Consider the following 14174-nt stretch of genomic DNA (forward strand, 5'->3'; position numbering starts at 1 on the left):
TTGAGTCCACCATAATGAGAGCAATACCAAATTGCTACCTATTTTCGGTACAAAATACCAAACGTGAAAAATTTCCGTTGACGCGGCCAATTTATTGTGAAAACTTTAAGCATATCGGGACGATTGGTACTGCATTGATCCTATGAAAGCGGAAGCGGCTAGCCGTTTCCGAACGTTGGATCGCGGCAGCGGCATATCGACCCCAACAAGATCCCCATGCTCGCGCAGATGCCGGCATGGGACCAATGTCGCGGCGACCGCTCGGCCCTGAAGAAGGCTGGACGCCGGGAAAAAACAAAGAGGGGATAGTCTTGATGGTACGGTCTTTTTGCAGATTACTTCTGTCCACGACGGCGGTCATGGCGATGTCCCTGACGGCGCATGCGCAAGACGCGCCATCTGCGCCCGCAAGCGGCTCGGCCGAGCCGGAGGCCGTCGCGCGCGACCAGGGCAACGGCACCGCCGACGCCGAACTGGTGGTGACGGGATCGCGCCTCACGGCCCGCGGCTTCAACCAGCCGACGCCGACGACGACGGTGACGCTCGACGACATCGAGAAGGCCGCACAGCCCAATTTGTTCGCAACCATCCGGCAGCTGCCGTCACTGCTCGGCAGCAGCGGCAGGACGACTCGCGTCAACAGCACCAGCAGCGGTCAGCAGGGGCTGAGCTCGTTCAGCCTGCGCGGATTGGGCGAGGTCCGGACGCTGACGTTGCTCGACGGCCAGCGCGTGACCCCGGCCAATTTCATTGGCGTGCCCGATGTCAGCCAGTTCCCGCAACTGCTGGTGGAGCGGGTCGATGTCGTGACTGGCGGCGCATCGGCCTCCTATGGCTCGGACGCGGTCGGCGGCGTCGTCAACTTCATCACCAACAAGCGCTTCAAGGGCTTCAAGGCCAACATCCAGAGCGGGATCACCACCTATGGCGACGACGCGAACATCACCGCGCAAGTCGCTTGGGGCAGCAGCCTTGCCGACGACAGGCTCCACGTTCAGGCCAGCGCCGAATACAGCTATGAGGACGGCACCCCGGCCGGCGGCTTCGGCGTCAACGGCGGCGTCAACGGCCGCGATTGGTACAACGCCGCCGCCTTCCTGACGCGGCCCAATTCGGCCACCACCGATGGGCGGCCGAAATATTTCTACATCGAACGTGCGCAGCAGTTTCAGTACGCCAAATTCGGCCTGATCAACAACGGCCCGCTCCAGGGGACCGCATTCGGCGCAAACGGCGTTCCGTTCCAGTTTCAATATGGCTCGAACGGCGTGCCGCTCCGCAATGGTCAAGTCACCGGATGCTTCAGCCCGTTCTGCGTCGGCGGCGACCTCAGCGGCCAGATCGGCGAATCGCCGAGCCTCGCCAGCCGGATCAAGCGCGCCGTCGGTTACGCGCGTGTCGGTTATGAGATCGACGATCGCGCCGAATTGTTCGGCACCGTTACGCTTGCCCGTGTCCTGTCGCGCAACTTTCCCAACATCGGCGCAGAGCGGCCCAACCTGACGATCCAGTGCGACAATGCCTTCCTGCCTGCCTCCATTCGTACCGCCTGCACGACGGCGGGCATCACCAGCTTCGGTTTCGGTACGAGCACCGGTCAGTTCCCCGATCCGATCAAGGTGAACACGCGGCGCGACCAGCAACGCTATGTGCTGGGTGTGGACGGCCGGATCGACGCGGCCGGCACCGAATGGCGCTACAATGCCTATGGCGCTTACGGCGTCAGCGATATTGCGGTCGACGTGTCGGACATCTCGTTGCAGCCGCATTTCAACGCCGCCATCGACGCGGTGCGGGCGCCCGACGGCTCGATCGTCTGCCGTAACGCCGTCGCACGGGCCGCGGGGTGCGTGCCCTTCAACATTTTCGGCGATGTGCAGAATTCACCGGCGGCCTTCGCATATGTCATTCCCGAAAACGGACCGCGGCAGCGTTCGAAGCAGGAACAGACCGTTTTCGCCTTCAACGTGACGGGCGAGCCCTTGTCGTCTTGGGCGGGGCCTATCTCCATCGCCATCGGGATCGAGGGACGCGAAGAGAAATACCGCACGACCGCGGATCCCTATGGCAACGGCGTTGGCCCTGCTTCGCCCAATTCCGCGCTCTACCCGGTCGATCCTCTGGTCAACACCGCGATCGGCAACAATTGGTATGCGGGCAACTACAAATCCGGTCAGGGACGGTACGGCGTCAAGGAAGCCTATGCGGAGGTCAACTTTCCGTTCCTGAAATCCGAGGCGCTCGGCGAGGCGAACATCAACGCTGCGATCCGCGCGACCGACTATACGACCTCCGGCACGGTGGAGGCATGGAAGGTCGGCGGCGTCTGGAAGACCCCGCTGGATGGCCTTCGCTTCCGGGCGGTCACGTCGCGCGACGTCCGCGCGCCAAATCTTTCCGAACTGTTCGCGGCGCAGATCGTCACCAACGCGACGGTTCTTTATCGCGGCAATTCGATCAACATCCAGAACCGCGCAACCGGCAACACCGATCTCGACCCCGAGATTGCGCGCAACACTGAAGTCGGCGTGGTCCTGGCCAATCCCAGCTGGCTTCCCGGGTTCAGCTTTTCGTTCGACTATTATAATATCGAGATCGACAACGCGATCATCGCGCTGTCGAACCAGCAGATCGTGGATCTGTGCGACGCGGGTTCGCAGGACCAGTGCGCCAAGGTGCAACTCACGGGTCCAGTGGGCACCAATTATGTCGAGGTTTCGGCGTTCAACGCCGCAAACATCAAGACACGCGGGTTCGACATCGAAGCATCCTATCGCCTGCCGCTGTCGGGGATCGGCCTGCCCGGTACGTTCACGCTGCGCGCGCTGGCAACCCATGTAATCGAATATGTCACCGACCCCGACGTCATCGGCGCGCTGCCGACCGACACGGCGGGCGTCAACGGCCTTGTCGGCGGCGGCACCATCCCCAATTGGAAGGGGCTGTTCACCCAGAGCTGGGATACCGACAAGTTCAGCCTGACCCTGTCCCAGCGCTGGATCAGCGACGGCGTCTATTCGAACGACTGGATCGAATGCCAGACCAACTGCCCGGTCGCGACGAATCAGCGGCCAACCGTCGACGACAATTCGATGGCCGGCGCGCTCTATGTGGACATCGGCGGCAGCTACAAGTTCAACGACAAGGTCAGCACCTATTTCCGCGTCGACAACCTCTTCGACAAGGATCCCGAACCTAATCCGTTGACGGGCGTCGGTCCGGGCATCAACCCGTTCCTGTACGATATTCTCGGCCGGGTCTTCCGCGTGGGCCTTCGCGCGGAATTCTAGGGGCTTGCGGGCAAAAGCGTGAGGCTAATCGTGGAAACTATAAATGAGGGGCGGTTGATGCATTTCGTTCAATCCTGGCTGCGTAATACCATTTCCCGCCCCGCCATTCAGCGCGTGGAGCGCAGCCTCACGTCGCCACATATATCGAATTTCAGTACCTCCCTCTGGGGCCGGATTCACTTTCCGGCCCCCTTCTTTTCCCGGAAGATTCAAGGCACAGTCTGGGGGCCGTCGGCGTTCCTGCTCGCTTGTTGCGCATCCCCGGCGGTTGCGCAGGCCCAGCCTCAGGTCCTGCCTATCCTGCCGCAGCCCAGCGAGATTGTGCAAGCCGGCCAGGGATTTCAACTGACCGACAATGCGCGGATCGTGGTGCCGCACGGCGATGCGGGTGCGGGCAAGGCTTCCGCATGGCTCACCAGCCACCTCGGCCTCGGCAAATCGTCGCGGGCAGGCTCGCCGACGATCCGGTTCCAGCGCACATCCGGCCTTCCCAAGGAAGGCTACAGGCTCAGCACGTCGCCTGCGGGCGCCACCATCAGCGCCAGCGACGATGCCGGTTTTCTTTATGGGGCTGTGACGCTGTGGCAGCTGGCGACCGGTGCGTCGAAGGACATCCCCGCGGTCGAAATTCGCGATGCCCCGCGCTTCGCATGGCGCGGCTTCATGCTCGACAGTGCGCGCCATTTCCAGTCGGTCGACTATGTGAAGAAGCTGATCGATGCGATGGCCGCGCACAAGCTGAACATTCTGCATTGGCATCTGGTCGACGATCAGGGCTGGCGGATCGAGATCGCCAAATATCCGAAGCTCACGCAAATCGGCGCATGGCGCAGCCCGGCGACCGCGCCGGGCGCGCCGCCGCTGCCCCGGGTTGGCGGCTTCTACACGCAAGCCCAAATCCGCGATGTCGTCGCCTATGCCGCCGCACGCAACATCACGATCGTGCCCGAAATCGAAATGCCGGGACACGCCCTGTCGGCGATCCGCGCCTATCCCGAGCTCGGCTCCGGCGCGCCGGTCCCGCCCGATATCCATGCCGATTGGGGCGTGTACACGAGGATCTACAATGTCGAGGAGCCGACCTTCCGCTTTCTGGAGAATGTGCTCAGCGAAGTGATGGCGCTGTTTCCCTCGCCCTATATCCATATCGGCGGCGACGAAGCGCTGATGACCGAATGGAAGGCGTCGCCCTCCGCACAGGCGCGGATGCGCAGCCTTGGCATCCGCGAGGAACGCGAGCTGCAATCCTGGTTCATCAAGCGCATGGAGAAGTTCCTCAATGCACGCGGTCGCAAGCTGATCGGCTGGGACGAGATTCTCGAAGGCGGCGTCGCGCCCAATGCCACCGTGATGTCGTGGCGCGGGATCGAAGGCGCGATCACCGCGGCGAAGGCGGGGCACGACACCGTGCTCACGCCATCGCCCGCGCTCTATCTGGATCACCTGCAAGGGACCACCGCGGCGGAAGGGCCGGGACGCGGCAAGCCGATCACGCTCGAGGACTATTATCGCTTCGATCCATTGCCCGATACGCTCACGCAAGATCAGCAGGCCCATGTACTCGGCCTGCAGGCGACGTTGTTCACGGAGCATGTCCGCGGCGATGACCGGGCCGCCTATATGACCTTTCCGCGACTCTCGGCATTGGCTGAGGTCGCCTGGCGCGGCGAAGGCGGCGATTTCGACGGCTTCGTCGACCGCCTTGTCCCCCAGATCGACCGTCTCAAGGCGATGGGGATCAACCCAGCCGAAAGCGCCTTCGCGCCCGCCACGTCGGTCACCGCGCTTGGCGGGGGGCGGGCGACGGTCACGCTGGCGACGCAGGTGAAGGCGGACATCCGCTATACGCTCGACGGAAGCGCGCCGGGCCTGCAGTCCGCGCGCTATGCCGGGCCGATCGATCTCGCCCTGCCGACCCGTCTGCGCGCCGCCGCTTTCCGCGGCAGCACGCCCCTGCCGGGCGCGATCGAGAAAGTTTTCGATGCGGCGAGCGTTCGCCGGCGCGATGACCGTGAACTCACGCCATGTTCTTCCAAGCTGGTGCTTGCCCTGGAAGATGATGCGCCGGCGTCAGGACCCCGCGCGAGTTTCCGGACCAGCGTTCTCGAGCCCTGCTGGCTCTACGAGGCCGCGCCGCTCGACGACGTGTCGCGGATCGATGTGGATGTGGGGCAGGTGCCGTTCAACTTTCAGCTGAACAATGGCCATGTCATCGCGCCGCTGGGCACGCCGCGAACCGCCGCGGGCGAGTTGGAGATCAGGGTCGGCGGCTGCCAGGGCGAGGTGATCGCAAGCGTATCACTCGATCAGGTCAAAAGCCCTGCCGTCACGCAGCTGTCGGCGCCGATATCCGCTCGAAAAGGCGCGCATGACCTTTGCCTGACCTTCACCGGGCGCAGCAACAATCCGCTCTGGACGATCGCTGCGGTGCAGCTGGTAACGCCATAGGATCGATGATGAATATGAACGCTCGCGAAATGCTTCATAATTGTCGATGATGGCCGACATGCAACCTCTCGATATCGTTGATCGGATCGCCCGCCACCGCGACACGCTGCGGCCGGCGGAACGGCGAGCGGCGCAGGCGATCCTCGACGATCTGGTCGCGGGCGCCTCGGCCAGCATCGGCGAGCTCGCGGCAAAGGCCGGTGTGTCCCAGGCGACCATTACCCGTCTGGCGAAGGCGATCGGCCTCAAGGACGTACGCGAGATGAAGGTCGCGCTGGCGCGCGCCAGCGCGGTCGGCAACCGCTTCATCGCCGCCTCGGACGACGCGGACGATCGGGACCCGGCGGCGTCGGTCAGCAAGCGCGTGCTCGGCGACATCATCCAGGCGGTGCAGGTGAACGAGGCGCTGCTCGACCCCACCGAAGTGCGCACCGCCGCGCAGATGCTCAACGACGCGCGTATGATCCATATTTTCGGTATCGGCGGCAGTTCCACCGTATTGTCGCTCGAAGCCGGCAACCGTCTGTTCCGTCTCGGCCTGGGGGCATCCGCGGTGACCGACGGCATGACTCAGCGCATGGTCGCAGCCAGCGTGCACGCCAACGACGTGGTGCTCGCGCTCTCGATGACCGGCGCGATCAGCGAACTGAACACCAGCTGCGCGACGGCAAAGGGATATGGCGCAAAGCTCATCACCCTCACCGCGATCGGCTCGCCACTGTCCGGCCTCGCCGATCTGAGCTTGCCGGTGCAGACGATGGAGACGGATTTCATCTTCAAGCCATCGGCCTCCCGCTACGCCATGATGCTGGTCCTCGATGTGCTGATGACCGAACTCGCGCTGCTCCGCCGGCCGGTTTCGCAGGAAACGCTGCGGCGCGTGAAATATGCGCTGGATGGCTACCGCAACGGCGGCGACGACCGCCAGCCGCTCGGCGACTGATCGGCATGCGGCCTCAGGCACATTGCACGCTCAAGTCATGACCGGCAATCTTGCTCTGGTGCTGACCGGCCTTGGTGCCGTGGCGAGCCTGATCGTGCTGATCGCGCGGTTCAACCTGAACCCGTTCATCGCACTGATCCTCGTCTCGCTGGTGCTCGGCGCCGTGCTCGGCATGCCGCTCGATCGGTTGCTCGCCGCCTATGAGGCGGGGGTCGGCGGCACGCTGGGGCACATCGCCCTGGTCGTCGCGATCGGCACCATGCTGGGCAAGATGATGGCCGAATCCGGCGGTGCCGAGCGGATCGCGCGCACGATGATCGGCTGGTTCGGCCCCGCCCGCGTCCATTGGGCGATGATGGCTGCGGCGCTGGCCATCGGCCTTCCGGTGTTCTTCGAAGTCGGATTCGTTCTGCTGATGCCGATCGTGTTCACCGTCGCGAAGCGGACCGGCACCTCGATATTGAAGGTCGGGCTGCCGATGGTGGCCGGGCTGTCGGTGGTCCACGGCCTGGTGCCGCCGCATCCGGCCGCGCTGCTCGCGGTCACCGCCTATCAGGCCGATATCGGCCTCACCATCCTGCTCGCGCTGCTCGTCGGGCTGCCGACCGCGGCGATCGCGGGCCCCGTCTTCGCTTCGCTGATCGACCGCCATGTTCCCGTGACCGAACCCAATCCGATGGCCGATGCGCTGAGCGAAGCGGACATGTCCGACGTCACCGATCTGCCGGGTTTCGGCATTACGCTGCTCACCATCCTGTCGCCCGTCGCGCTGATGCTGCTCGGTAGCGCGGCGGACGCGCTGGCGCCTGTCGGCAGCACCGCCAATCAGACGCTGCGGCTCATCGGCCATCCCGTCACTGCGCTGCTGATCGCGCTGCTCCTCAGCTTTGTCACATTCGGCAGCGCGCGCGGGTACGACCGCGCGACGATCGCGCGCTTCATGGAGGAGTGCCTCGCGCCAACCGCGATGGTGACGCTCGTCGTCGGCGCCGGGGCCGGCTTTGGGCGAATTCTCATGGACGGGGGCGTTTCGACCGCCGTCGTCGATATGGCGCAGCAAATCCATGTTCCCCTGCTGCTGCTCGCCTGGCTGGTGGCGGCGATGATGCGGATCGCCACCGGATCGGCAACGGTTGCGATGACGACCGCGGCCGGGATCGTCGCGCCGGTCGCTATCGGCGGCGGAACGTCGCCGGAGCTTCTCGTCCTCGCGACCGGTGCAGGCTCGCTGATTCTGTCACACGTCAACGACGGTGGTTTCTGGCTGGTGAAAACCTATTTCGGCCTTACCGTCCCCCAGACCTTCAAGACATGGACTGTCTGTGAGACGTTGATCTCTGTGATCGCGCTTCTGCTGACCCTCGCGCTGAACGCCGTTCAATAGACTGAGGCCCTCTTCGTACAGCATAACCCAAACGCCGCAATTGTTCGTGCCATCGAGTTCGTCGGTGGTCCCAACATGCGATGTCTGCTTCCGGGCGTCAGCCGCCGGTGCCGGTCGATTTGCCCCGGATCCTCGTATTACCGAAGAGCCGCTATCGCACGGTCCTGATGGGCAATTCCCGATCTCGTCCATTTGAGTGATGTGGGCGCCCGGCAGCGACCGTAGGCAATGGAGCAAGAGCAATCGGAAAATTGGAGTGAATAGTGGAGCGCAATCTGGACCTGCGATATGTCGTCATCGGCGGGGGCATGTCGGGGATATTGGCGGCGATCCGCCTGCGCGAGGCGGGCTGTCGCAACGTCACGCTGCTGGAAAAGGCGCACACGATCGGCGGCACCTGGCGCGAGAACCGCTATCCGGGGCTCAACTGCGACGTTCCCGCGCACGCCTATACCTACAGCTTCGCGCCCAATGCCGAATGGAGCAGCTATCTGGCGCCGGGCCCCGAAATCCAGGACTATTTCGAGGATGTGACCGACCGTTTCGGTCTGCGCGAGATCGCGCATTTCGGTCAGGAGGTCGATAGCTGCACCTATGACGACGGCGTGTGGACCGTCACCACCAAGGCCGGGATGACCGTCGAGGCCGACATCGTCATCACCGCGACCGGGGTGCTCCATCACCCGCGCATGCCCGAGATCGAGGGGCTTGAAAGCTTCGCCGGCACCGTCGCGCATAGCGCGCGCTGGGACGATGCGATCGCGCTCGACGGCAAGCGCATCGGCGTCGTCGGCAGCGGCTCGACCGGCGTCCAGCTCGTATCGGCGCTCGCCGGCCGCGCGAGCAAGCTCGGCCATTTCCAGCGCTCGCCGCAATGGATCATGCCGATGCCGAACACGCCTTATAGCGAGGAGCAGCGCGAGGCGTTCCGCCGCGACCCGGCGCTGATCGATGCGGTCCGCTACGATCCCGACTATCAGGCGAATGTGTTGCGCTTCACCGCGGGGATCATCAAGCCCGACAGCGAAGAGATGCACATCATCGAGACGATCGTGCGCGACAATCTGGAGCAGGGGGTCGCCGATCCGGTGCTTCGCGAACGGCTGCGCCCGAATTACCGCGCGGCGTGCAAGCGGCTGATCTTCTCGCCCGACTATTATCAGGTCGTCCAGCAGCATGACGTCGATGTCGTGATCGAGGGGATCGAGCGGATCGAGCCCGAGGGCATCCGCACCAGCGACGGCGTGCTCCATGAACTCGACCTCATCATCCTCGCGACGGGTTTCCACGCCGATCGCTTCATCCGCCCTGCGGTGGTGACCGGACGCGGCGGTGCGTCGCTCGACGACATGTGGGCGAAGCACGCGACTGCGTATAACGCGATCTCGCTCCCCGATTTCCCGAACTTCTTCTTCCTCAACGGGCCGACGGGGCCGGTCGGCAATTTCTCGTTGATCGACGTCGCCGAGCGTCAATGGGGCTATATCGAGCAATTGCTCGACAAGGTGACGAGCGGTGAATGCGCCGAAATCTGCGTCACGCCCGATGCGATGGCGCGTTATGACGACGCGCGGACCGAGGCTGCCAAAGGCACGATCTTCGCCTCGGGCTGTTCGAGCTGGTATCTTGGCAAGGACGGCGTGCCGATGACCTGGCCGTGGAGCTATGGCCATTTCGCCGACGTGATGGCGAAGCCCGACTTCGACGATTTCGAAATGGTGAAGGCCGAGGTCGCCGCCTGAGGGCGGAGCCGGTCGTGAGCATTGGCAATCGGGAGAGTGAAATGATAAATCCGGCAATCGCCGTCGTGACGGGCGCCAGCCGCGGCGCGGGCAAGGGCATTGCGATCGGTCTCGGCGAAAAGGGGATGACCGTCTACGTCACCGGCCGCAGCAGCGATCGCAGCGACGCGACGGGGTGGGACGGCTCGCCGCTCGCCGGGACCATCCACGAAACCGCCGCGGCGGTAACGGCCGCAGGCGGCAAGGGCATCGCGGTCGCCTGCGATCACGCAGATGATGCGCAGGTCGCGGCGCTTTTCGAACGGGTGCGTAAGGATTCGGGTCGGCTCGACATCCTCGTGAACAACGCCACCTATATCCATCATCAGCTCATCACGCAGGCGCCTTTCTGGGAAAAGGAGCTTGCGGCGGTGGAGATTCTCAACGTCGGCCTGCGCTCCGCCTATGTCGCGAGCTGGCACGCCGCGGGGATGATGGTGGGGCAAAAATCGGGGCTGATTGCCTTCACCTCTTCCTTTGGCGCGAGCTGCTATATGCACGGCGCAGCCTATGGCGCGCAAAAGGCGGGCGTGGACAAGTTCGCGCACGACATGGCGGTCGATTTCCGCCCGCATGGCGTCCGCACCGTCTCGATCTGGCTGGGGCCGCAGATCACCGAGCGCGCGCTGGGCGCGGCCGAGGTTCACAAGGAACAATATGAAGGCTTCATGGCGATGGCCGAGATGCCGCAGTTCACCGGGCATATCATCCATGCGATCGCCACCGATCCGAAGGGCGACGAGCTGTCGGGGCACACGGTCATCGGCGCCGAGATCGCGGGACGCTATGGCATCACCGACCGCGGCAAGACGCCGCCTTCGCACCGCGAGATGCTCGGCAGCCCGCGCGATCCGAACCCCGCGATCGTCTATTAGTCGGGCGTAGCAATTGCCGCCTGCCGCCCCGCCATGCGCCCGAAAAAGGTGCAGTCGGCGAGGCTGAGGCCCGAGCTATAGCCATGCCCCCAGCGCGGCAGGCCCGACGTGGCGCGGCCCGCGGCATAGAGGCCGGGAACGATCTGGCCGGCGCGGTCGAGCACTTCGCCCGACGGTCGCGTGTTGAGGCCGCCAAGCGTGAAGAAGGAAAAGAAGCTGGTGCGGATGTTGAGCTCGAGCGCCGCGAAAGGCCCTTCGTCCAGCACTTTCAGCCATTCGGACGCCTTGTTGAAGATCGGGTCATGGCCTTCGGCGGCGTAGCGGTTGAAGGTGTGGACCGTCGGCGCCAGCGTATTTTCGGGCAGGCCGAGCTCGCGTTCGACCTCCTCCCAGCTGTCGCCCACCGCGGCGATCTCGATCCGCGCAAGGTCGAGCGGCCGCGCGAAAATCGCGTTGTCGACGAGGAGGAAGACACGGTCGCCGGGCTGGTCGAGCATCGTCCGGCTGACGCGCCCGTGGTAGCAATCCTCGTTGATGAAGCGCTGCCCGCGCTCATTGACGAAAATGCCCTTCACCAGGCTTTCGGGCATGATCCACGGGCAGGTGGTGAAAAATTCGTCCATGTGAATCGCGTCGCCGCCGACACCCATGCCCATCAAGATGCCCGAGCCATTGTCATTCTCGCCGATCGGGTTGGAAAGGCGCAGCGTCTGCGGGGCGTAGCGGCGGAGCATATCCTGATTCATGCAGAAACCGCCGGTCGCCAGCACCACGCCCTTGCGTGCGCGTATATATTGCGGTTTGCCGTCGATGCGGACGACGAGCCCGGTGACGCGTTCGCTTGCGTCGGCGATCAGCGAGAGAACCCGCGCATCGGTACGAACATCGACGCCTAGCGCGCGGACGCGGGCTTCAAGAATGTCGACGAGCTTGCGCCCGCCGCCCCAGCCCATGAACTCGATCGTGTGTCCGCGGGGGGCAGGCGTCGCGGCCACCGAAAAGGGCCATGCGGCCTCGCTCCCCGACCAGATCAGTGTGTCGTCCTCGGCGGGTTCGATGATCTTGCCGGGGAGGAAGCTGCCCTTGTACGGCACGCCCTGATCCTTGAGCCACTGATAATGGGCGAGGCTTTCGCGCGCATAGAGCGCGATCTTCGCCGTATCGGCGTCGGGGCCGCCCGCCATCGTCAGATAGGTTTCGAGCGCTTCGGTCGAGTCCTCGAACCCCGCCGCGCGCTGCGCATCGGTCCCGCCACCGCCGCCGAGATAGATTTCACCGCCCGACAGCGCCGAGGCGCCGCCGCTGCCCGACGCCGCCTCGAACAAGGTCACCGCGGTGCCGGCTTCCGCCGCCTCGATCGCGGCGCAGGCGCCCGCGGCGCCGAAGCCGACGATCGCGACATCGGTTTCGGCGTCCCAGCGCTCGACCTGCTCGTGGGGAAAGGGTCGGGCGGCGGAGAAATCGCTCATGCGGCGGTCTCGCGCGCCTTCAGCATGTCGAGCGCGACGTCGACGATCATATCCTCCTGCCCGCCGACCATCTTGCGGCGGCCGAGTTCGACGAGGATCGTGCGCGTGTCGAGGCCGTAGGTTTCGGCCGCCTTTTCGGCATGGCGCAGGAAGCTCGAATAGACACCCGCATAACCGAGCGCGAGCGTTTCGCGGTCGACGCGGACCGGGCGATCCTGAAGCGGGCGCACCAGATCCTCCGCTGCGTCCATCAGCGCATTGACGTCGCAGCCATGGTTCCAGCCCTTGCGGTCGGCGGCGGCGATGAAGACCTCGAGCGGCGCATTGCCCGCGCCCGCTCCCATGCCGGTGAGCGACGCGTCGATGCGCACCGCACCGCACTGCGCCGCGACGATGCTGTTCGCGACGCCGAGCGAGAGATTGTGGTGCGCGTGCATGCCGCGCTGCGTTTCGGGTTTCAGCACGCGGTCATAGGCTTCGAGCCGCGCCTTGACGCCGTCCATGTCGAGCGCGCCGCCGCTGTCGGTGACATAAACACACTGGGCGCCATAGCTTTCCATCAGCAGGGCTTGGCTCGCGAGCGCCTCGGGCTCGATCATATGGCTCATCATCAGGAAGCCCGCGACGTCCATGCCGAGATCGCGCGCGATGCCGATATGCTGCTTCGACACATCGGCCTCGGTGCAGTGCGTCGCGACGCGCACCGAGCGCACGCCGAGATCATAGGCGCGGCGAAGTTCCTCGACCGTGCCGACGCCGGGCAGGATCAGCGTGGTGAGCACCGATTTCGTCAGCACCGAGGCGACCGCCTCCAGCCATTCCCAGTCGGTGTGCGCGCCGAAGCCATAGTTGAAGCTGGCGCCGCTCAGGCCGTCGCCATGCGCGACTTCGATCGCGTCGACCCCTGCGTCGTCGAGCGCCTTTGCGATCGCCTTCACCTCGTCGATGCCGTACATATGGCGGATCGCGTGCATCCCGTCGCGCAGGGTGACGTCCTGAATATAGAGCTTGTCGCCCGCCTCGACGTTGAATGTCTTCGTCATGCGGTCACCTTCTTTCCTTCGCGGATGCGCTGCGCGAGCAGTTCGCCGGTCGCCTTGGCGGCGGCGGTCATGATGTCGAGATTGCCCGAATAGCTGGGCAGGTAATCGCCCGCGCCCTCGACCTCGAGCAGGATCATCGTCTTGATGCCCGTAAACTCGCCGCGCCCGGGAATCTTCAGCTTGTTGTTGTCGCCGAAGCGCTCGAACTGCACCTCCTGCTTCAGGCGATAGCCGGGCACATAGGCCTGCACCTTTTTCACCATCGCCTCGACCGAGGCACGGATGGTGTCTTCGTCGGCGCCTTCGGACAGGGTGAAGACCGTGTCGCGCATAATCATCGGCGGTTCGGCGGGGTTCAGGATGATGATCGCCTTGCCCTGCGCCGCGCCGCCGACCTTTTCGATCGCGCCCGCGGTGGTGCGGGTGAACTCGTCGATATTGGCGCGCGTGCCGGGGCCCGCCGAGCGCGACGAGACCGACGCGACGATTTCGGCGTAATGGACGGTCGCGACCTGGCTGACCGCGGCGACCATCGGGATCGTCGCCTGTCCGCCGCACGTCACCATATTGACGTTGCCGGCATCGAGATTGGCATCGCCGTTGACGGTCGGGATCGTATAGGGACCGATCGCCGCGGGGGTCAGGTCGACGACCTGCTTGCCGTCGGCGCGCAGCGCCGCGTCGTGCACCTTGTGCGCATAGGCGCTGGTCGCGTCGAAGACGATCCCGATCTCGGGATAGACGTCCATCGCCTTGAGCCCGTCGAGGCCCTCGTGCGTCGTCGCGACGCCGCGCTCGCGCGCCATGGCGAGCCCTTCGGATTTCTCGTCGATGCCAACGACCGCGACCAGCTCCATATTCTGCGGATATTTGATCATCTTGATCATCAGGTCGGTGCCGATATTGCCCGAACCGATGATCGCTGCCTTCACGCGGGTCAT

General features: G+C 64.6%; 9 protein-coding genes. 6 read left to right on the plus strand and 3 right to left on the minus strand.

Going from position 1 to position 14174, the window contains the following annotated elements; genetic code table 11:
* The first annotated feature begins 359 nt into the window (after positions 1-359).
* From FG91_RS02575 to FG91_RS02600, 6 genes are all read left to right on the plus strand, one after another.
* Positions 360-3290 (plus strand): TonB-dependent receptor plug domain-containing protein, encoded by a 2931-nt coding sequence (locus FG91_RS02575; protein ID WP_235211911.1) that lies wholly within the window; start codon positions 360-362, stop codon positions 3288-3290.
* 240 nt (positions 3291-3530) lie between these two features.
* Positions 3531-5738: a family 20 glycosylhydrolase gene (locus tag FG91_RS02580; protein WP_268746367.1), complete on the plus strand. Its 2208-nt coding sequence runs from the start codon at positions 3531-3533 to the stop codon at positions 5736-5738.
* A gap of 46 nt (positions 5739-5784) precedes the next feature.
* Positions 5785-6681: a MurR/RpiR family transcriptional regulator gene (locus FG91_RS02585; protein ID WP_235211920.1), complete on the plus strand. Its 897-nt coding sequence runs from the start codon at positions 5785-5787 to the stop codon at positions 6679-6681.
* A gap of 37 nt (positions 6682-6718) precedes the next feature.
* On the plus strand, positions 6719-8065 hold the full coding sequence (locus FG91_RS02590) for a GntT/GntP/DsdX family permease (protein WP_037511486.1): 1347 nt from the start codon (positions 6719-6721) through the stop codon (positions 8063-8065).
* Between the two features lie 263 nt (positions 8066-8328).
* Entirely contained in the window at positions 8329-9807 is a 1479-nt protein-coding gene (locus FG91_RS02595) for a flavin-containing monooxygenase (protein WP_052187239.1), read from the plus strand.
* Between the two features lie 41 nt (positions 9808-9848).
* The gene (locus FG91_RS02600; protein ID WP_037511492.1) at positions 9849-10721 is read left to right on the plus strand and encodes an SDR family NAD(P)-dependent oxidoreductase; all 873 of its coding nucleotides are present in this window, start codon (positions 9849-9851) and stop codon (positions 10719-10721) included.
* Here FG91_RS02600 and FG91_RS02605 read toward each other — a convergent pair.
* From FG91_RS02605 to FG91_RS02615, 3 genes are read right to left on the minus strand one after another with little or no spacing between them, the layout of a single operon-like run.
* The gene (locus FG91_RS02605) at positions 10718-12190 is read right to left on the minus strand and encodes an FAD-dependent oxidoreductase (protein ID WP_037511495.1); all 1473 of its coding nucleotides are present in this window, start codon (positions 12188-12190) and stop codon (positions 10718-10720) included. The genes FG91_RS02600 and FG91_RS02605 overlap by 4 nt on opposite strands.
* Positions 12187-13233, minus strand: a complete 1047-nt coding sequence (dmpG, locus tag FG91_RS02610) for a 4-hydroxy-2-oxovalerate aldolase (RefSeq protein ID WP_037511499.1) — start codon at positions 13231-13233, stop codon at positions 12187-12189. The genes FG91_RS02605 and dmpG overlap by 4 nt, the downstream gene beginning before the upstream one ends.
* Entirely contained in the window at positions 13230-14174 is a 945-nt protein-coding gene (locus FG91_RS02615) for an acetaldehyde dehydrogenase (acetylating) (RefSeq protein WP_037511500.1), read from the minus strand. The genes dmpG and FG91_RS02615 overlap by 4 nt, the downstream gene beginning before the upstream one ends.

It is taken from the genome of Sphingopyxis sp. LC81, assembly GCF_000756375.1.
GTDB lineage: Bacteria > Pseudomonadota > Alphaproteobacteria > Sphingomonadales > Sphingomonadaceae > Sphingopyxis.

Excerpts from the sequence above, each read along its gene's own strand:
- FG91_RS02575 (WP_235211911.1), top strand. The coding sequence starts at position 360 with ATGGCGATGTCCCTGACGGCGCATGCGCAAGACGCGCCATCTGCGCCC.
- FG91_RS02585 (WP_235211920.1), top strand. The coding sequence starts at position 5,785 with ATGATGGCCGACATGCAACCTCTCGATATCGTTGATCGGATCGCCCGC.
- FG91_RS02590 (WP_037511486.1), top strand. The coding sequence starts at position 6,719 with ATGACCGGCAATCTTGCTCTGGTGCTGACCGGCCTTGGTGCCGTGGCG.
- FG91_RS02600 (WP_037511492.1), top strand. The coding sequence starts at position 9,849 with ATGATAAATCCGGCAATCGCCGTCGTGACGGGCGCCAGCCGCGGCGCG.
- FG91_RS02605 (WP_037511495.1), bottom strand. The coding sequence starts at position 12,190 with ATGAGCGATTTCTCCGCCGCCCGACCCTTTCCCCACGAGCAGGTCGAG.
- dmpG (WP_037511499.1), bottom strand. The coding sequence starts at position 13,233 with ATGACGAAGACATTCAACGTCGAGGCGGGCGACAAGCTCTATATTCAG.
- FG91_RS02615 (WP_037511500.1), bottom strand. The coding sequence starts at position 14,174 with ATGACCCGCGTGAAGGCAGCGATCATCGGTTCGGGCAATATCGGCACC.